This window comes from Halanaeroarchaeum sp. HSR-CO (assembly GCF_024972755.1).
GTDB lineage: Archaea > Halobacteriota > Halobacteria > Halobacteriales > Halobacteriaceae > Halanaeroarchaeum.
In genome coordinates this window covers 1,434,607-1,453,832 of record NZ_CP087724.1, presented here as the reverse complement: position 1 = coordinate 1,453,832, position 19,226 = coordinate 1,434,607, and the positions used below count along the sequence as shown (strand labels likewise).

The following is a 19,226-nucleotide window of genomic DNA, read 5'->3' as shown; positions in this document are numbered from 1 at the left end:
GTCCTGAAGGTGGGCGACGGCACGGCCGAGTTCCCGTGCGTGTTCGCTCTCGTCTATGTTGTACCGCTCTTCTATCGAGCGGAGTCGTTCTTGAAACGTCACTGTATGTACCTCCAGATGCTTCTTATGCTAGGTGAGGGGATGCTAATATAAGGGCCATTTCTCGGCCGTTGCGAGCGGGAACGAGTTGAGTTCTGTTGCCGCGGTAGTACCGAGACGAGCAAACTAGAGCCAAGAGAGGCCGGTGTTGAGTTCCTCCAGGAACGCCGGTTGCACTTGTGCGCCGGGTGGGAATGCGAGTTGTTCGCCGTCCCGACTGAGAATGGTTTCGCGGAGGAACGGGTGCGCTGGATCGAATGACGGACTGGTACGGATCCGGTAGTCGCTATCGATGGTGAACAGCGCGGCGTCGAATGCGCGGTGGTGCAGCGAGTTCAATACGAGAACATTCTCAGGGTCTTCGGCGAGATTGGGGTGTTGACTCCGTGGGAGGATGTGCGCGAGATCCAGCAGCTCGTCTTCTCGAATGCCAGTCAGAGTGCACGCGTGGTCGTAGCGGTCGAGTATGTCTGTCCGGAACGCGTCGCTCACGGTGATTTCGGACGTTTCGTAGCGGCGAATCCGGCCGCTCAAATCGAGGGGTTCGCCCGTCGGCCACTGGGCCACCTCTCCGGTCTGAACCCAGTGCTGCCAGACGGCCGGTGCCTCGCTGTCGTCGTTCTGCTGTACGCGGTCGTGCAGCCACGTGACGGGGACGGCGTTGGTGTTGAGAATCGAGAAGTGAAACTGGTAGTTCGGGACCTGCGTGCCGTCATCGGTCTGGTACGCGTGAACTTCGAAGTGGTCGGGAACGCAGAGCCCGCAGAACTCGACGACGCCTGATTCGGGTTTGCGGAACACGAGGACGGGCGGAACGTCCTCGCGCCGCCCGGCCGCAGCGTTGTCGAACGCGTGCTTGATTTTCTGGTTTTGCGCGGACTCGTCGTAGGGGTTCGAGGCCTTTGCGTCGCCCCAGTAGCTAATGTACCCGGCGTTGACGGCAAGCGTGTCCTCCCACGGGTCGTCGTGCTGGGAGACGCCGCTATCGTTGGAGACAAGCACGAGCGCCGCAGGCGTCTCGGATCGATCCGCACCGAGATCACGGATGCCGCCAGTATTCTTGATGCCGGTGTCGAGCGGGCCGCGAATCCACCGCAGGAACTGGTCGTCCGGGTTGCGGAAACTGCCAGTATCGCGGTATTGTTGTCCGACCCGAAACGCGTGGTGCATGATACCGCGGAATTACGTCTGTCAGTCAATTAATGCCTGCGCGACACTCGTAAGGTAGCTCAGGATGTGACGTGTGGAACTCGCCATAATCGTGCTCGGTGTTGCCGGCCCCCCTCGTGTTACTCACAGGAATCGGCTGGATGTGAACCAAGGTCCGTCAATCCAGAGAGTCACAGACGCAAACCCCGCCTTCCCGGATCTGGTCGGTGACGTACTCGTGGACGCTGCGAGCGAGTTGCTGCATTGTGTCTGCTTGGCGTGCTGTCGGACGTCGGCCGCCGTAGTAACTGTCTGTGCGGTTGGTGTCGTACAGTTGCCGGAGGTCACGTGTCGTTGGCTCGGAGAGGAGGCCGAGGGCGGTTGCGCGGTCGTAGCAGGTGGTGTGGTCGTGAAAGTCCTCGAGATCGTCGCCGCCTTCAGCTAGGGCGTAGGCTTCGACGGAGCGTTCGGTCGCGCCGAAGCACAGTTCGATTGTCGCGGTGTAGAAGCCTTGATCGGAGAGTGTATCGACCGCCGCCAGCAGCCGGCATGCTTTCGTCAGCTGGGTTTTCCAGTCGGCGTCGGAATTGATTGCGTCTTCGCGCGTCGGGACACCGTATCCTTCTTCGTTGAATGCGTCGATGGTTGCGGTGAGAGCGTCTACGATTGCTTGCGGGTCTGATTCCCTACTCATCGAGATCGCCGTGGAAGACCATCTCTCGGACGGTCTCGAATTTCTCCGAGTCGTAGACGACGAGACCGTCGCCGAGGACGTCGCGGAGTTCGTCGGTGTAGTTCGGGACTGCTGGCAGTGATTCGACGTCGATTTCGTATGCGTACCGGCCGGTGTCGAATTCCTGGTCTTCGAGGTCTTGTCGAACTCGGTTCGCGGTTCGCTGATTCGCCATCCGGTCGGCTTCGACGAGGACCCACAGGTCGATGTCACTCCGACGGTCAGCGTCGCCGCGCGCGACACTCCCGTACAGGATAATCCCGACGACGTCGTCGAGTTGTTCGATTAATTCATCGACGGCTGTCCGGACTGGTGTGTGGAATTCGGCCTGTGGGATGTGCAGGATCGGATCGTCCGGCCGGGATAACCGCCCAGAGTTGATTTGGACCAGCCGCGTGTTCCCGTCGCGCCGGTCGGTAACGAGGTCGTTGGCGGCTAAGATATCGACGGCCTTGCTGATGGTCGGCTGGGAGTAGTCTACTGCGTCCGTCAATTCGGTGATGGAGAACTCGTCGGTATGGTATCGAGTTAAAAAGGAGAGAATATCGTGGAAGGCCTGGCTTTTGAATATGTCCGCGTCCTGTGCGGGGATATCAAGGGATATTGTCGCTCCCTTTCCTCCGCCAGTATTCGATCTGCTTTCCATACAAAACCGTTCGGACGGCCAGATACTTAAACTTCATATAGAATACTGCGTCTCATTTATTTGATCACGTGAGGCTAGACAATCGCGCCCGTATCTTCAGCGATGAATGTGCCATCTTCGCAGACGGGGCATTCTCGTCCACGAGTTCATCGATGGTCTTGACCGCGTTTGACCGGCACTCCGGACACGCTTTTTCGTCCCGATCCAAGTCCAGATCCACCTGCGTTTCACAGTGGATACAGAAGCAGTAGGTGTTGAATCCAGTGCGGCGGTCAATCTCCGCCTGGGATGCGTCCTCGCCGATCACTTCTCGTGCTCGCCCCATCTCGCCGGGATGGGGGCAGTGGACGCGTTCGCCGTCGTCCGCAGTCGCATACATGTAGTACCCCCAGCCGGACGGCATTTCGAACTCACAGTCCGGGTTCGTACAGTAGAAGTCAAATATCTGGGGCATCGATGCGGCAGTACACTCGGACGTCAGTAATCAGTTTCCCTGAATCGGATGCAGCCAATCCTCGTTTTCGCACGGTCGTTACTCGGTCCAGAATGCTTCGATCCGTTCGTCGAGGCGGGTGAGTACGGTGGCGAGTACGTCTTGCCATTCGTCTGGATAGTCGGCGTCGTCGCCTAGTGTGGGGGCGTCCGATGGTGGGTGGAAGTGCTCGCGTGTGTTGTGGTCGTTGGGGTGGCGGTCCCAACGGCACTCCCACGAGTTCTCCGTTTGGTAGTGCTCTGCGTAATGGATACTGAAGTCGTCGGTCTCGAACCATCGGATTCGAAAATACGCACGTGTGACACCACCTGGGAAATACCCGAGGTCGTAGTCGGCGACGACAGCGTTCGGTGCATACTCGGGGCGTGCATTGACCTCGTCGAAGCGGGCGCTTCGCTTTAAATGAGCGGCAATCCGATCCAATATTTCTGCATCGATAGGGCCGGTACGGGGTGGGTCGGCCGGGTTGTCAGGCATCGATGTGCCCAGGGGTGCTACCGGATGTGGGATGGTCACGTCGCGCCGCGTCGAGGAGAGCTGCTCTTCGTTCGAGCGTTTTCCACTCGGAGAGGTCCTCCCACGCGTCTTCGGTTGTCATGTCCTGACTGGCTTCGACGAGTGAGACGTCATTGGGGTCGTCTGCGTCGAATTGATCTCTGTAGTCTTCGATTTGCTCAATGGCGTCCGAAAGTGCCTCCACGATTTCTCGTTCGGCGTAATTCTCTCGAATACGGTTGATACGTCGCCACTGGAAATACTCGTCATTACGCTCGTATCGGACAGGACGACCGTCCTGTCGGTGAACAAGCCCCATCTCGTCGAACCACTCCAGGTAATCGCGTGCAGTCTCGGTATCACAATCAGCGAGGTCAGCAATGTCGGACACCTTGGTAGGAGTTCGAAGCCCGGTGACGACATCAAGCAGTCGCTCGCGGATCGGGCCGCCCTTGAGCAGCGACTCGGGAGACACGAACTCGGCGAGGTCGGGTGGCGATCTGTCGCCATCATACGCGTCCTCTGGAATATCCGTGAGTCTCTCTCGTGAATCCATTATTGGGGTCTGACACCTATAGCGACATATATCTATTGCAAACTGAATAATTTCTGCTTCGGCATTGTTGTAGTAACACCCCCCTCGGTTCGTCACTGTCAGACCCTTCCGAAGCAAGGAGTTAGAAACTATTAGTCATCCTGCTTCGCTCGTAAGAATGCGACATCCTGGATTGCTTTGAGCACATCTGCAGCAACGATATTTGATTGCTTATTATACATGACACCGAGGGGGATGTCATACTTTGGCGACGAGTAGTTATTAATGATGTTCGATAAGTTGTAGAAAAGCGTGGATATGGAAAACAGATAGAAAGCAAGTTCAGGAGATGCGTTATTCGTGGGTATTGCGAATTCGTATTTTATCTCTCGAATGGTTTCCTCGATCCGCCGACGCTGACGATAGCGTAGTTTAATCTGGTATGGATTGATATGATCGATATCCATATCAGTCAAATACGCGCGTTGTTTTCTTTGGGGGCTACTACGTTCATTTGGATGTCTATCAATAACATACAAATTCGGTTTTGATTTCAATTTATTCAGATAGGTTTCGAGGGCCCAAAGCGTACCACCATCGGTATCCATTGGGGTTAGGTGTGTCAGTAATCCAGGTTCATGTTGTTGTTTGGCTAAAATGAGGAAATTCGGTTTCGCGACAGCACGAAATGCGTCGATTTGTGGTGCGCCGACGAACCCCCTATCGGCCACTACCGTCGAGATGTCATGTTCTGAATTGAACACTGGCGGTCTCATCACCCGGTGGATTAGTTCGCCACCCGCGTACTCGTCCGTCTTTTTCGGGTGGACTCCGAATACAATGCGATTATTGTCGCCGATGAATCCTCCCAGTGTATATTTGTGAACGTAGTCGACATTCTTGAGAGATGGTTCGCGATATCCGGTGGAGTACTCATCCGTCCATTCGTTTTCATCTGCAGCAGGAACAACTGTATCATCGATAGCAGCCGGTCGGGGTTTCCCGTCTGGATAATTCGTGGATAAATAGTGTAACAGCTGCAAATATGAATCTTTGAATTGGCGATATATGATCTCAATATTCTTTTCATTAATCGTTGATCGAACGGTCTCACCATTTGGCACTAATTGGGGATCTGTATCCCATTCAGCGGCAAACGAAGCCTGGTACAAGCTTCTCTTTTCCGCTGCGGCTGTTGCGAAGAGACCTATAACAGAGCCAAATGCAAACGAATCGCCCTTATTGCTTTTATCAAACCGCAGAGGCTCAAAGACACCGAAGTCGTAGAGGTCATGAATCCAATTTCTCAACGCTTCTTTCCGGAGTTGGGTTGGCGGCCCCCTATTCCAGCTCATCTGAGACCCTGTCAACGAATTTGTTTTCCAGACATATTGGCGAACAATGATCGTCTTCGTGGGCCTCCCTAACGGATTCGGGGAAATCATGCCCCCTCCGATATACGGCATACAGGACGTCTTGGGCAGCGTCTTCGACTATACGCAGATGGTCTTCTGACAGCTCATTCTTTCTTCGATTTATCGTGCTGTGTGACGTTCCACCGATGGGTTCTAGACGGTTTCGGGTTTCTGGATTGCGATTCAGGTGCCGTGCGAGTGGCTTTATCTTTAATTTCCGAATTTTGGCCAGTATCAGTCCGACCACGTATCCCCGCTTTATGGGTGCGCGAAAGCCCCTCTCGTCTAAGGCATTTCTTGCGTAATCGATGACTACAAAATCGAATTCTTGTTCAACCTTCGCTTCCTCTGCACTTGACCGATTGTTGGGCTGGGATTGTTCCTCCCGTTGTTTCTGACGGATTGCATAATCGATGAGGAACTGTCGAGGATACTCTGACGGTCGTCTTGGTGACGAGGTGTGGATATCCTGAGATGGTTGGGACGAGATACTGTCGCCGGATTTGATCACTTCGTAATCTTCGGTTTCTGAGTTTTCCTCATCTCGAATGCCTGCAGTTACTGTTTGACCTACGCTATCACAATGGTCGTATTTTCCTCGATTGTTTTCTGTATAGTACATGGACAGTATTTTCTTGAGTAATTATACTCACTTCTAATATAATAGATTTAGGCATGATAAGTTATGAATAAGATTCTATTCGGACTGATCTGATGGGCAGTTAGAATGACATAATATTTATGATAATAGAAATGGCCATCCCAGTATCGTGACCAATCTATGGGGTAGGGGCACTTGCTCGTGAGTGAGGAAACCTCTCGATCCCACAGACCATCGAAATCGTCGGGACAGTCTGGGCGCTCGGTGGGGTTGGCTCAGCCATCTGCTCTAGTATATCGGGGGCAAGCACCAATGCGACTTTGGGTGCCAGTCGTAACGATCGAGATTTCTCTTGGGACGACAGCCATCAACTGCTGGGTGGCTGGAGTAATCGATAATGTTGCCTTGCGTCATCCGCTGCTGATCCTCGCCATCTTCGGCCAGACTTGAGACGGCGCACAGAACCTGATCGGAGCGAGGTTCCTGGAGTACACCTCCAAGCTCGTCGTGGCAAACCATCTGTATCAGGCGACCGGCTTCTTCGGATCGACATTCGTTCTCAGACATATCGTACCAGGGGTGATCGGTTGGTAACTCGTGGATGCGAAACCGAATATGGTCCACAACTGGTGGGGTCATGACGTTCTTCACCGCCCCATTTGGACTGCCTATGGGCGTAAGGGAGGTCTCGTCGAATGATGCTGGGAGTGTGACCTGACAATCCCACAGGTATAGAATAACAATGCAAATCGGGATTGACTCGAGCGCTGAATGTATCAACAAGGAGACAGAGAGCGATTCTCTTCGGCCAACATCTCACAATACAAAACCAGCGTTGGCTGGCTCGCCCGTTTCAGCCGAGAATTTCAACTACAATGATTTTCAGTAATAAATTTTCTCTGGTCAGTTGCCTGGTCTTCACCGACCTCGTATCACCCCATTCTGGGTCTAGGCAGGTCTTTCGGTCCATGTCTTGCTCGAAATAGAAGTTAACCGTCTTCAATTTCGAGAACTCGATATAAGCGTCTCAGCGCTAAAGCCATCGTTCACCCCTTCGAAGGAGCGATCATTTACAATAGGTCCCTCGTAGAGACCAGTGGCCTCAGTTACGGGTTGCTCCGAACCAATCCCTGTCGTGAGAGTTCCAGTGAATCCATCACCCTGTTAGTCCTCGTAATCGACGCACGGTTGACTTGTCGAAGAGTCCGTCGGAAGGTTTCGCGGCGCCCAACTGCAGCCCGCGAGCCCAACGAGGACGGTTCCGATAGACGTCGAAATGGCCAACCGACGAGTTCGAAAGCACGGTCCGTTTAATTTCACCCCCCGTTCCGCGTCACTATCGGGTAGGGTTTTTCTATTGAAGGCCCATGTTTCTACATTCCCCCTCAGATATTGGTGTTGACATCCTCCCCGCCCTGAAGGGCGAGGATTCCCACTTTGGGATATTTGGGTCTACGGAACAACCTGTTCTTGTGGGCATACTCTGCCCGTGGATTTGTCGAACAGACGGACCGATGGCTGTGCCAACCAGCCGTTATCCCTATCCTCTGGAGGATTCGGGAATACCTTTTGTCTGATGTTCTCTGCACCGTTGCAATCCGCATTCTCGACGAACCCACACTCACAGACATATAATCCGCGTTCGACGCGTTGCTGACTGTCTTCGTTCCCACACGCAGAACACGTTTTCGACGTGCCGCGCTCATCCACCCGTTTTACGTCAATACCCTTCGCTTCGGCCTTGTATTCGACCATCGACGTGAACCGGTCGAACGCCCAGCCATGCAAGTCGAGATTGCCGTGATATCCCAGTTCCGGGTGTCACCTATCTCATCGCCCTCACGTATACCTTCAAGATCACCCACGACGATCGTCCCGACGCCTCGTTTAACACATTCGGACACGATGTCTTTCGAAAGCGTGTGCAGGAAGTGTGTCCGGCGGTCGCTGCGTTTGGTGTCAAGACGGCGGGCTTCTCGCGAGGCCGAGTCGTTGGTTTCGGCGCGTGTTTTCCCGAAGTAGTATTCGTCCTCTTTGAGCGCGCCACCGGGATACAACACGGCTTCGTTCCCAAATGAGACGGTAGCGAAGTTGCAGATACCCAGGTCGATGCCTGCCACACCGTCGCCGGGGGAGTGAGCTTCATCTATCTCGACGCGACAGACAAAATGTAGTCGCCAGATGCCGTGTTCGTACACCGCTCGAACCTGTTGGACGTTTTCGGTCGAGCGCTCGGACGGGCCAATTACGTCGTACTCGCAGAGAACGAAATCCGACCGCGTCTCTTTGAGATTCGTGCCTTTCGAGAGACGGACGCGCTCGTTCTCGGTGTCGTGCTTGAATCCCGCGGCCTTGAACGTGACCGTCTAGCGCGGATGCTCGGCTTTGTGGTTGCGGTAGCCGGGCGGATTCGCGTTCTCGTCCCCGTTTCCGCGCTTGCCGTACCAACTCGTGAACGCCTCACCGAGTTCCTGGAGAACTCGCTGACTCGACTGTGAATGCAGGTCGGCATAGCGTTCGTGATTCTTGAGATATGACATGAGCGCGTTCGCGTCGGGTATCTGCCCGCAAGCGTCCCAGACCCGTTGAACGGTCCATCGGCCAACGTTCCAGAGCTTACTGGCGGCGAATCCAAGCGAATCGAGGTCGTCTCGTACCTGCGAATAATTGTAGATGCGGGCGCGATAGGTACGCGTGACGACCCGTTTCGCCATACATATTTTATGTAGCAGATATACTTTGTTCCAATCCTTCCGGGGCGAGAGTGAACGTAAACGTGGACGGTAAATATCCGACCCTACTATTGGCGGCGGGTGCCGAGTACTGTGTCGGATTCATCCCCGCGCTTAAGCACGGGGCTTTCTCCTTGAACTTCCGTAACCTATCCACGGATGCAGATCATCGCAGTGGATACCGACCGAACAATCGGTATGGCCTGGAATCATCCTTCAGAATATGCGGGCAGAACCCGTGCTCCGTTTCAGAGGACTGCGAACTCATTTTGACATATCTAGAAGTAGACCGGCCTCATTCCCCGATTTCTATAGGTTCGAAGAAATACGCCGATTATGCTCCGTCAGGGATTTGAACCCTGGTCATTGCCTCGAGAGGGCAATATGATTGGCCGGACTACACTAACGGAGCCCTCGTCTGCGTGCACTCATTCGTTACCGTGGTTCCAGTATAACGGTTGTGTTTCAGCGATGCCGTGAGACTGGGTCACGCAGCTCGACTACTCTCGCTCGATCGGTGCCCCAGGAGCGTTCGTCTTCACACTCTCGATTCCCTGTTTGGCCTTCTGTAGTGTCGCGTACCCTTCACCAGAATCCGCGATGATGTTCCCGTTGTCGTGTCGGAGTCGCCACCGCCACTGTCCGCCGGCATCCTCGTACACTTCGAACGTTGCGCCCATGATACTATCACGGAGCTAATCTGTTTTTACGGTTGCGCATATTCTCGTTGTAATACTCGAATGTAATCGGTGCCCACTCTGCCGCGAGGTCCAGCACGTCTTCGGTCATCCCGCGTACCTCCCACTGGGCGTCTGCGGCGGCCCGCATGTCGGCCACGTGCATGAGCATCCGAATGTTCATCGAGAAGACGATATTGACCTCCGTTCCGAGAGGGAGAACGAACCGCGCGTCCTCCGGTGGCATGTCCAGATCGAGGAGGTCCTGGTAGGCCTGCACGGACTGCTGAACGGCGTCGGCAAAGATTTCTTCGCGTTGTTCGACGGTCTCTTCGTCGACAGATCCGGCTTTGTTCTTGCGACCGACCCAGTCGGGGTCGGTGACGGATGGCGGAAAAACGACGAGTTCGCCATTCGCGACGTCGTCCGGATCGACGTCGTCGAAGGAGACGTATCGCATGGACCTGACGTCGAAACTAACGTGGCGATGCCGCGTTATCTGGGCCATGCAGGTTCTGCTGCACCCCTTGACGGCAAAGGTCGCTTGTGCGTGCTCGAACGGGCCGTAGTGGCCGTGCCGGAGGAGGTGTCCGATGAGCGTCGCCTTTTTCTCCTCGATGGTATCGCCCTCGACTGTCTCCATCGTCTCCTCGAAGGATAGCTCTGGGTTGAATGCCTCCATGTAGTCGTTTCGGGCCGCCCTGCAGATGAGTTCCTCCGGGTTTTGTGTGGCTTCGAGAAGTGTGACGTCCATGAGTGTACTGACTGAGCAGTGGGTGGCGGGGCACTAAACCGTTGTTGGGTCACTTGCCGACGCGAAGCTTCTTTCCCGGACCGGGCCTACGTCCTATCGATACCCGATTATGATCCGAAATCTCGCCGCGGACATTCAGGTGTTCACTAGTAACGTCTTTCTCATCGAGGGTGAACGAACCGTCCTCGTCGATCCGGGTGCGAACTTCGACGTCGTTACACGCCTCGAAGAAGCCGTCGATTCCCTGGATGCGATCGTTCTTACACACACCCATCCCGACCACGTAGAGAACACCGAATCGGTCGCGAGTTCGTTCGACGTCGACGTCTGGGGACACGATCCACAGCATCCCCTGGTGGACGAACAAATCGCCGATGGTGACGTGATACAGATCGGTGACCACGAGTATCACGCAGTCCATACACCGGGACACAAGAACGACCACCTCTGTTTCTACGCGGAGAGCGCGGGGATCCTATTCGCGGGTGACCTCGTCTTCGGGGGTGGAGGATTTGGACGGACCGATCTGGATGAAGGGGATCGCCCGACCCTCGTCCGGAGCATCGAGCGTATTCTCGAACTGGTGGACGAAGATCTCGGTGTTCTCCACAGCGGCCACGGTCCCAGCGTCACTGACCGACCCTACGAGGACATCGAGATGGCGTATCGGATGGCGAGAGTGTAGCGACGACCGGTGTCACTCGGCCGTGTTCACGCCATAGTATCCGGGTTCGTCGTCATCACGGGGTTCGGCGACCACGAGGTCGTCGGCGTGAACCATAATCCACGGGATAGCCCAGTCTAGAAGAATGTCTTCGGTCTGCGGTTCGAGTTCGGCGTCGGGGTCGAGTTCCTGGAGGAGGCGAGCGATTTCGTAGACCGTGTACATTTCGTCTTCGTCGAGTAATTCGGGGGGCGTGTAGAAGTCCGCGGGATAGAGGGTCTCGAATTCGGATTTCGACACTGGCATACTGGAATGCCCGTTGCACCGTGACTAAAGACTCACGGTCGGCGCGTCGAGAAAATTGTGGAGTCCAGTTACTCGAAGGTCGTGACGACGTCCTTGTAATTCTCCGTGGCGTCGTCCCAGTCGACGACTTCGAAGAACGCGTCGACGAAGCTGCCGCGGTCCGGGCCGTAGTCGTAGTAGTACGAGTGCTCCCAGACGTCCAGTGCCAGGATCGGGTGGCTGCCCCAGAGGGCGCCCTGGTCGTGTTTGTCGACGACGACGTTGCGGAGTTGTTCGGAGTGGCTGTCGTACACCAGGAGTGCCCAGCCACTGGCGGCGGAGGCGGCGGCTTCGAATTCGGCTTTCCAGGCGTCGTACGAGCCGAAGTCGGCTTCGATGCGGTCCCGAAGGGCACCCTCAGGTTCGCCGCCCCCGTTCGGGGACATGTTGTTCCAGAACAGCGTGTGCAGAATGTGGCCCGAGCCGTTGTGGGTGACACTACGGATGGCGCCAGCGGACCCGTCGGTCGATCCGGCGTCGCGATTCTCGGCGAGCGTTGCTTCGGCACTGTTCCAGCCGTTGACGTAGCCCTGATGGTGGGTGTCGTGGTGCCAGGTGAGGACCTGTTCTGAGATGTGTGGTTCCAGTGCGTCGTAGTCGTACGGCAGTGGTGGAAGTTCGTAATCGCTCATCGTGGATCTACAATAGGATTATCTCCCGGATTCCTGATAAAGGTTGAGGAAGCGGTGGTTGTCCGGTTAGAGGCCGAGTTGCTACCAGTAACGAAGGTTTCGAAAGCGGAGGTACTCGCTTCATATCGATTGTGTTAATCGTCCGCCCTCGCGCGTTCGAACATCGCAATCGCCGCTTCTCTGCGGGCCGCGTGGTCGACGATGGGCGCTGGATACGCCGGGGCGTTCGCCTCCCGTTGAGTGGGAGACAGGTCAGTCCAGTCGTGGATTATTTCAGCGTCGACATTCCGGAGTTCTTCGACGTATTCGGTGATATACTGCGCTTCGGGATCGTAGCGCTCGCCCTGTGTCATGGGGTTGAAGATGCGAAAGTACGGCTGGGCGTCGGTTCCCGTGGATGCCGCCCACTGCCACCCACCGACGTCGTTCGCTGTATCGTGATCCACGAGACGATCACGGAACCACCGGTACCCTTCTCGCCAGTCCACGAGCAGGTCTTTGGTGAGAAACGAGGCGACGATCATGCGGACCCGGTTGTGCATGTATCCTTCTGCCAGTAATTGTCGCATGCCAGCGTCGACGATGGGGTACCCCGTCTGCCCTCGTTTCCAGGCATCGAGGGCGTCCTCGTCTCGTTTCCACGAAATCGGGTTCGTGTAGGACTTGAAATTCTCGGTCACGGTCTCTGGGCTGTACGTCAGAACCTGGGCGTAGAATTCCCGCCAGGCGAGTTGGCGCTGGAACTCGCGGACGGACTCACGGTCTTCCGACGAGCTGGCCGACGACTTCGCCCGTTCGGTCGCCTCGTACACCTCGCGGATCCCCACAAGCCCGAACTTGAGATCCTGTGACAGTCGTGAGGTGCACGCTTCGGCGGGGACGTCTCGACAGTCGCTATACGAGAAAATCGGATCCTCGATAAACGCCCGAAGTCGGTCGATTGCGGCCTGGCGAGTTCCGTCGGGAATCGAAGCGTCGGGTTGCTCGAATCCCAGTTCCTCGAGTCCTGGTATCGGATTACCAGAGACCCCAACGAATGCGTCGGCCTCTGGACAAGCATACGAGGATTCTTTCTCACGGTCTTGCCACTTCTTCCAGTAGTACGAGAAGACGGAGTACGGGTCACCATTCGAGGTCCGGATCGAACCCGGTTCGTGGAGGACGAGGTCTTGTACCCAGTCAACGTCGAAGCCGGCAGAGAGGAGTGCGTCCTCGACCGATTCGTCTCGCTCCTGGGCGAGTCCGGAGTAATCGTCGTTCCACACGACGGTGTCTGCGTCGTATTCCGCTGCGACCGCTGGAATCTGGACGCTCGGGTCTCCGTGAACGACGATCAGATCCGTTCCCAGGTCACGATATCGCTTGCGGAGGTCTCGAAGGGCCTCGAGCATGAATCTGACCCGGGGGCGCCCGGCATACTGGAGGATATCGTCGTCGAGACAGAATATCGGCACCACCGACCCGTGGGCTGTCGCCCGGTCGAGGCCAGCATTATCGATCGTTCGAAGATCACGACGATGCCAGAACAACGTCACGTCGGCCGAATCACTCATCGTCTCCGATACGGACTGGAGGAGTTAGTAGTTGGGTCAGGAATCGTCCGGTCGGAATATTCGGAACGACCCTCGTCCGACGGCGACGGTCTCCTGGTTGCCGTCTGGAACCTTGCTTTCCACATCGACGGTTGCGACGCCGACCGTCGATCCGATCCGAACGACCTCGGCGGTAGCGACGAGGTCGCCTCTGGCAGGTCGGAGGTACGAGACGTTGAGATCGATGGTGGCGACGCCGGAGTCGATGGGGTCGTCCAGGGACGCTTGAACGCTCAACCCCCCTGCCGTGTCGATGATCGTTGCGGCGATCCCGCCGTGGACGTTCCCGTTCCCCTGCCCCCTGTTGGCCAGTTTATCGTCGTACGGGACGCGCATGACCATCTCGCCGGGAGTCATCGATTCTACTTGCAGATCGAGAAATGAGAGGTAGCCGTGTTGGTCGATGTACTGCTGGAGGAATGCCCGAGCATCCTCCGAATCGTAGACGTCGTCCATTAGGACAACGGTCGGACGCACGCGTGATAATACCAACGTGTCACGGTCACATCACCCGGTTTCGGTGGTGGATCGCCACCGCGAACTGTTGGCATGCTATAACGTGTGTCGGATTCTAAGAAGGTTTAAACCGGCGCTACCCCTACCTCAGGTAACGTGACTGAAGAATCCACCGCCCCGGTCGACGGGGTCCTCCTCATCACCGTCGATTCGCTGCGAGCGGATGCTGTTGGTGGTGAGAACTCGCACTCGCCGAATATCGACGCACTCGCCGAGTCCGGGACGAACGTCGAGAACGCATTCGCGTCCGGTAACTGGACGCCGTTCTCGTTTCCGAGTATCCTCGGGTCGAAACCGGTCTTCGCCGAGGGACCGGACATCGGTGTCGCCTCGGATTCGACGCTCGCCGAGACGTTCGACGAACACGGTGCGGAGACGGCCGGGTTCAACGCCGCGAACGGTTTCTTGACCTCTCACTGGGGATACGATCGTGGATTCGATTCCTTCGAAACGTTCACCGAATCCGATGGCTCGCTCTACGGGCGGTACCTCGCTGCTCATCCGACAGTTCAGGGATGGGTGCAACTACTCTCGTCGCCATTTCGCCGGGCGATAGGCCGACTAAAGGGGGACGACCGACCGCAGTTCCTCGACGCATCGCGGCTGATCGACGTGGAATCGCGGGCGGTGTCGTTCCTCGAATCGACCGACGGGCCCTTTTTCCTCTGGGTGCACTACATGGACACCCATACACCGTACGTTCCTGCCCCCCGCCACCTTCGACAAGTGACAAACAACAAGACCAGCACCCTCCGTATGCTCCGGGCGCACCTCCGGACGGGACTCGGCCTGGAGGTAAACGACAGTACACTAGCCGACCTTCGGTCACTCTACGATGCCACCGTTCACCAGGTCGATGCGAGCGTCGGTCGACTGCTGGACAAACTCGAAGCGGAGGGACTTCGTGATGAGACGTGCGTCGTCGTCGCCGGCGATCACGGCGAGGAGTTCATGGACCACGGTCACCTCGCCCATTATCCCAAGCTCTACGACGAACTGACCCACGTTCCGTTGATCATCGACCATCCGGCGATGGACGCGAGCGACATATCGGCACCGACGTCCCTGGATACCCTTCCCCCGACGCTCCTCGACGCCGCCGGGCTTCCCACCGAAGGGTTCGACGGAGAGAGCATCCTCTCTGCTGTGCGTGACGGCGAATCGACCCACGGGGAGCCCCCGGTATCCGTCGCCGTCCGCGGTGATTCAGTGACCCAACAGCCGATCCCGAAACGGATCGACGAGGGAGACCTGCTCGTTTCGGCCCGGTCCGAGGAGTGGACCTACATCCATCACACCGATGGCGAGTCACACGAGCTCTACGACAGGATAGCCGATACCGGCGAACAGGAGAACCTGTGGCCGGATAGCCGAGACGAACCCGGTGTCGCGGTCCTTCGAGAGGCTGCCCTCGACCACGTCAATCGGCTCGAGGATGGGGCGACCAGCGGGAACCAGCCCGCTGCCGGCGAAACGCCCGATGGCGTACAGAAGCGTCTCAAGGCCCTCGGCTATCAGTGAACGGCCGAGCGGCTGATCGAAATCACGGTCAGCCAGGCAAACGCGAAGAAGAATGCGGTAGTAGTGGTAGCTCTAGATGGGTCGCTCGAAACTGATTACCGGTCCTTGAGGGTGAACCACCAGTCGCGAGCGTCGTAGCCCTTCTCTTCAGCTTCTTCGAGACGTGCATCGGCGTCGGCCTCGGTTCCCGGTGGCGGGAGGAGGACCTTGTCTCCGAACATGTCGTTGTTCGGCCAGTCGGCGGGCGTCGCGACGCCTTCGGCGTCGGAGAACTGCAGTGCCTCGACGGCACGGAGGACTTCGTCGAGGTTCCGGCCGACTTCGGCCGGGTAGTAGAGGATGGTTCGGATCGTCCCGGTGTCGTCGACGATGAAGACGGCACGGACGGTGCTCGTGCCCGCGTTTGGCTGAATCATCCCGAGTCTTTCGCCGACCGAACCACCTTCGTCGGCGATGATGGGGAAGCCGATTTCTACGTCCAGTTCGTCGTCGATCCATTCGGTCCATTTCAGGTGGGAGTGGACACGGTCGACGGAGAGACCGATCAGATTTACGCCCATCTCTTCGAACTGTTCGCGGCGCTGTTCGAAGCCGACGAATTCAGTCGTACAGACGGGGGTGAAATCTCCGGGGTGACTGAAGAGGACGAACCACTCGTCTTCGTATTCGTCCGGCAGGGTCAGTTCTCCGTGGGTCGTATTTACCGTCATTTCGGGGAATTCGTCCCCGATAAGTGCCAATCTCGGCGAGTCGTCTGCGTCTTCGGACATTGCAATCCGTTATTCTCCTTTGAAGATAATATATGTTCTCAATCTCCCCTGTTCTTGCGCAATACACAATATATTTTCATCTACGGAGAACACTATATTCCTATAAACGTGAGGTTTCCAGCGATGAACGCAGAATTGCAGCCCACTATATTGTGGTAAGGATACAATGTCGTGTCCGGCTCAACAATGGCAAAGATCGGATAGATACAGCCATTTCGACGATGGACGAGTGCATGCCACCTGCTATCGGACTGCAACTGTCGATAACGGAACTGGATGCTCAATTGGACGAGAGGATGTCACCGTCGGCCGGGACGGCAGGATACCAAAACATCGGTAACCGATCACGACGTGGTTCAAGATATGATCGAACTGTCTCCCATCGGTCGGGTTCGGACACCGATTACTGCGACGAGCGAGGCACCACGGCAAGGATCGAACGACGATATCGAGGGAACGATCGAACTCGAATCCGAGTACGAAGCAGGGTTAGCCGGTATCGAGGCGGGCGATTCCCTCATCGTGGTCTGGTTCGCTCACGAAGCTGACCGAACGCTGTTACGTCTGGACCGGATCGAAGGTCGGGGCGTCTTCGCGAGCCGGTCTCCCGCGCGTCCGAATCCGATAGTACTCACCACCGTGGAGGTACTGGCGATGGACGGATCGACGCTGACCGTCCGAGGAGTGGACATGGTAGACAAATCGCCAGTCCTCGACCTCAAGGTACCCCTGGACTGATCAGTTCGGCGCTCGAGCGGAGAGCGCGACGAAGGACCCTTCGCCGTACCCCGGTCGTGGTTCGTCCACTTCGTCGTGTTCTCCCGGCGAACCGAAGACGGTCTGGACGATGTCGACGTCACCATAGCCCAGAGCGTCTAGGTCGGCCAGTAGTTCGTCGGTCGAGACGAACGTCGCATCCCTGTAGAAGGGATTCTCGTCCTTGATCGCCTGGTAATGACGGCCGTACTCGCTCTCCCGATCGATGTACCCCATGACGAGACGGCCGTCCGCGTGGAGGACCCGACCGGCTTCCTCGAGCGTTCGCTCGATGTCGTCGACGAAACAGATGGTCGTCACGATGAGCGCGACGTCGAAGACGTCGTCCTGGAACGGGAGCCATTCGGCGACCCCCTGAACTACAGACCGCTCTCGTTCGACGGCGTGTTCGAGCATCTCCAGTGCGGGATCGATGCCGACGTCGATGCCGAGCGGCTCGGCGAATCGCCCCGTCCCGATTCCGATCTCGAGACCGAAGGCGCCCGTATCCACGAACCGGTCGAGCGCCCGAACCTCCGACCGGTACGTCGGTTCGTTCTCCTCGAACCACTCTTCGTATCGTCCGGTCTGCGTCTCGAAGGCTTCGGTAGGTCCCATCACGTAGCCTGTCGGGGGAGAGCAACTTAACGATTGGCTGCCGTCCGGTTGTATTGTATGTGAGGGGCAATACTTTTTGTTGCTCCAGGGTAACGGTTCGACATGGCAGAAACGTTCGTCGTTGTCGGCGGTGACGCGGCCGGCATGAGTGCGGCCAGCAAGGCCAAACGGGAGAATCCCGATCTGGACGTCGTCGTCTTCGAGAAGGGTGAGTGGGTCTCGTATGGTGCCTGTGGGCTTCCGTATTACGTGAAAGGGGAGATCGAGGAACTAGAGGAGATCGTCGCCGTCCCCAAGGAGCGTTTCATCGAGGAACGAGGGATCGACCTCCGTACCAATCACGAGGTGACGGGAATCGACACGGAAGCGAAGTCGGTAACCGTGGAGACGCCCGACGCGGTGATCGAACAGTCCTACGATTCGCTCTTGATCGCCACCGGCGCGAGCGCGATCGTCCCCCCATTCGACGGAATCGACCTGGAGGAGATATACACGATCCACGACCCACCGTCTGGTCGCGCTCTCAGGGAAGCACTCGAACGACCCGAGTCCGAGCGACCGCAGACAGTCGGCATCGTCGGCGGTGGCTACATCGGTATCGAGATGGCCGAAGCCTTCCGCGGGCAGGGACTCGACGTCCACGTCTTCGAGATGCTCGACCACGTCCTCGACCCGTTCGGGGAGATGGTCGGCGAAGCTGTCGAGGAGGAACTACGAGACAACGGGGTAACCCCCCATCTGGGAACCCGCGTCGAGGGGTTCGACGGCGAGGAGCAGGTCGAAGCCGTGCGGACGGAATCGGACGCGGTCCACGTCGATATGGTCGTCGTCGGCGTCGGCGTGAATGCGAACGCCACGATCGCCGACGCGGCAGGCATCGATATCGGCGACACCGGCGCGATAGCGGTCGACGAATACGGGGAGACGAGTGCACAAGACGTCTATGCGGCGGGTGACTGTGCCGAAGCCGAGCACGTCGTGACCGGCGAGCCAGACCACGTGCCACTCGCGCTTACCGCCAACCGGGCGGGACGAGCGGTAGGGCAGACCGTGACCGGCGACCCGACACCGACCGGTCCCATCGCCGGAACGGCAGTCGTGAAGGCGTTCGACCTCGAAGCCGGTCGAACCGGGATTATCGACGAGGAACGTGCCAGAGCGGCGGGATTCGATCCGGTGTCGGTGTCGATCACGTCGAAGTCCAGGGCGGGATACTACCCCGGCGGGAGCGCTATCGAGATCGAACTCGTGGCGGACGCGGATTCGAAGCGGGTACTGGGGGCCGCGATGGTCGGCGAGGAGGGAGTCACGAAGCGCGTCGATACGGTGACGACAGCCATCTACGCCGAGATGGATACGAGACAGGTCGAGTATCTGGATCTCTCGTACGCACCTCCGTTCGGTCCCACGTGGGACCCAGTGCTGACGGCGGCAAAAGTATTGAACAGCAAGCTGGATGGGTGATCGACGCCGGGGTAACAAG

General features: G+C 57.3%; 20 protein-coding genes, 1 tRNA gene and 1 pseudogene. 4 read left to right on the top strand and 18 right to left on the bottom strand.

All coding sequences use genetic code 11. The annotated features are described in order from the left end of the window. Positions 1–225: 225 nt before the first annotated feature. From HSRCO_RS07545 to thyX, 12 genes and pseudogenes are all read right to left on the bottom strand, one after another. Positions 226–1,269 carry an HNH endonuclease gene (locus tag HSRCO_RS07545; RefSeq protein ID WP_259516990.1) on the bottom strand — a complete coding sequence of 348 codons (1,044 nt, stop codon included), beginning with the start codon at positions 1,267–1,269 and terminating at the stop codon, positions 226–228. A 157-nt stretch (positions 1,270–1,426) separates the two neighbouring features. Further along, entirely contained in the window at positions 1,427–1,942 is a 516-nt protein-coding gene (locus HSRCO_RS07540) for a DNA-binding protein (RefSeq protein ID WP_259516988.1), read from the bottom strand. Continuing rightward, a complete protein-coding gene (locus HSRCO_RS07535) occupies positions 1,935–2,627 on the bottom strand; it encodes a nucleotidyltransferase domain-containing protein (protein WP_259516986.1) in 693 nt (230 codons plus the stop codon). Before HSRCO_RS07535 ends, HSRCO_RS07540 begins: the two co-directional genes overlap by 8 nt. A 64-nt stretch (positions 2,628–2,691) precedes the next feature. Then, positions 2,692–3,081 (bottom strand): hypothetical protein, encoded by a 390-nt coding sequence (locus tag HSRCO_RS07530; RefSeq protein WP_259516984.1) that lies wholly within the window; start codon positions 3,079–3,081, stop codon positions 2,692–2,694. A 78-nt stretch (positions 3,082–3,159) separates the two neighbouring features. Then, positions 3,160–3,597 (bottom strand): hypothetical protein, encoded by a 438-nt coding sequence (locus HSRCO_RS07525; RefSeq protein ID WP_259516983.1) that lies wholly within the window; start codon positions 3,595–3,597, stop codon positions 3,160–3,162. Next, positions 3,590–4,171, bottom strand: coding sequence for a hypothetical protein (locus HSRCO_RS07520; protein ID WP_259516982.1), 582 nt, complete (start codon positions 4,169–4,171; stop codon positions 3,590–3,592). The genes HSRCO_RS07525 and HSRCO_RS07520 overlap by 8 nt, the downstream gene beginning before the upstream one ends. Before the next feature lie 131 nt (positions 4,172–4,302). Further along, entirely contained in the window at positions 4,303–5,505 is a 1,203-nt protein-coding gene (locus tag HSRCO_RS07515) for a transposase (protein WP_259516980.1), read from the bottom strand. Further along, positions 5,492–6,187 carry a hypothetical protein gene (locus tag HSRCO_RS07510; protein WP_259516979.1) on the bottom strand — a complete coding sequence of 232 codons (696 nt, stop codon included), beginning with the start codon at positions 6,185–6,187 and terminating at the stop codon, positions 5,492–5,494. Before HSRCO_RS07510 ends, HSRCO_RS07515 begins: the two co-directional genes overlap by 14 nt. Before the next feature lie 1,431 nt (positions 6,188–7,618). Then, a pseudogene (locus HSRCO_RS07505) lies at positions 7,619–8,880 on the bottom strand (RNA-guided endonuclease InsQ/TnpB family protein). Positions 8,881–9,235: 355 nt separating this feature from the next. After that, a tRNA-Glu gene (locus tag HSRCO_RS07500) sits at positions 9,236–9,310 on the bottom strand. 88 nt (positions 9,311–9,398) lie between these two features. Continuing rightward, positions 9,399–9,578, bottom strand: coding sequence for an HVO_2922 family protein (locus HSRCO_RS07495; protein ID WP_396266386.1), 180 nt, complete (start codon positions 9,576–9,578; stop codon positions 9,399–9,401). Positions 9,579–9,585: 7 nt separating this feature from the next. After that, the gene (gene thyX / locus HSRCO_RS07490; RefSeq protein WP_259516978.1) at positions 9,586–10,329 is read right to left on the bottom strand and encodes an FAD-dependent thymidylate synthase; all 744 of its coding nucleotides are present in this window, start codon (positions 10,327–10,329) and stop codon (positions 9,586–9,588) included. Positions 10,330–10,438: 109 nt separating this feature from the next. On the opposite strand from thyX, the gene HSRCO_RS07485 reads away from it, so the two are divergent. Beyond that, entirely contained in the window at positions 10,439–11,014 is a 576-nt protein-coding gene (locus HSRCO_RS07485; RefSeq protein WP_259516977.1) for an MBL fold metallo-hydrolase, read from the top strand. A gap of 12 nt (positions 11,015–11,026) precedes the next feature. Here HSRCO_RS07485 and HSRCO_RS07480 read toward each other — a convergent pair whose 3' ends face one another. The 4 genes from HSRCO_RS07480 to HSRCO_RS07465 form a co-directional block, all read right to left on the bottom strand. Then, entirely contained in the window at positions 11,027–11,299 is a 273-nt protein-coding gene (locus HSRCO_RS07480) for a DUF5827 family protein (RefSeq protein WP_259516976.1), read from the bottom strand. A gap of 68 nt (positions 11,300–11,367) precedes the next feature. Next, entirely contained in the window at positions 11,368–11,970 is a 603-nt protein-coding gene (gene sod / locus HSRCO_RS07475) for a superoxide dismutase (protein WP_259516975.1), read from the bottom strand. A gap of 134 nt (positions 11,971–12,104) precedes the next feature. After that, a complete protein-coding gene (locus HSRCO_RS07470; RefSeq protein WP_259519783.1) occupies positions 12,105–13,505 on the bottom strand; it encodes a deoxyribodipyrimidine photo-lyase in 1,401 nt (466 codons plus the stop codon). Positions 13,506–13,559: 54 nt separating this feature from the next. Then, positions 13,560–14,018: a PaaI family thioesterase gene (locus HSRCO_RS07465; protein ID WP_259516974.1), complete on the bottom strand. Its 459-nt coding sequence runs from the start codon at positions 14,016–14,018 to the stop codon at positions 13,560–13,562. Positions 14,019–14,174: 156 nt separating this feature from the next. Here HSRCO_RS07465 and HSRCO_RS07460 point away from each other — a divergent pair, with 156 nt between their 5' ends. Then, a complete protein-coding gene (locus tag HSRCO_RS07460; protein ID WP_259516973.1) occupies positions 14,175–15,599 on the top strand; it encodes a sulfatase in 1,425 nt (474 codons plus the stop codon). Positions 15,600–15,694: 95 nt separating this feature from the next. On the opposite strand, the gene HSRCO_RS07455 is transcribed toward HSRCO_RS07460, so the two are convergent. Continuing rightward, a complete protein-coding gene (locus tag HSRCO_RS07455) occupies positions 15,695–16,369 on the bottom strand; it encodes a peroxiredoxin (RefSeq protein ID WP_259516972.1) in 675 nt (224 codons plus the stop codon). A 363-nt stretch (positions 16,370–16,732) separates the two neighbouring features. On the opposite strand from HSRCO_RS07455, the gene tsaA reads away from it, so the two are divergent. Continuing rightward, positions 16,733–17,107, top strand: coding sequence for a tRNA (N6-threonylcarbamoyladenosine(37)-N6)-methyltransferase TrmO (tsaA, locus tag HSRCO_RS07450; protein ID WP_259516971.1), 375 nt, complete (start codon positions 16,733–16,735; stop codon positions 17,105–17,107). Here the strand turns inward: tsaA and HSRCO_RS07445 are convergent, their stop codons facing one another. Beyond that, on the bottom strand, positions 17,108–17,743 hold the full coding sequence (locus tag HSRCO_RS07445) for a class I SAM-dependent methyltransferase (RefSeq protein WP_259516970.1): 636 nt from the start codon (positions 17,741–17,743) through the stop codon (positions 17,108–17,110). Positions 17,744–17,845: 102 nt separating this feature from the next. Here HSRCO_RS07445 and HSRCO_RS07440 point away from each other — a divergent pair, with 102 nt between their 5' ends. Further along, positions 17,846–19,207 (top strand): FAD-dependent oxidoreductase, encoded by a 1,362-nt coding sequence (locus tag HSRCO_RS07440; RefSeq protein WP_259516969.1) that lies wholly within the window; start codon positions 17,846–17,848, stop codon positions 19,205–19,207. The last annotated feature ends 19 nt before the right edge of the window (positions 19,208–19,226 follow it).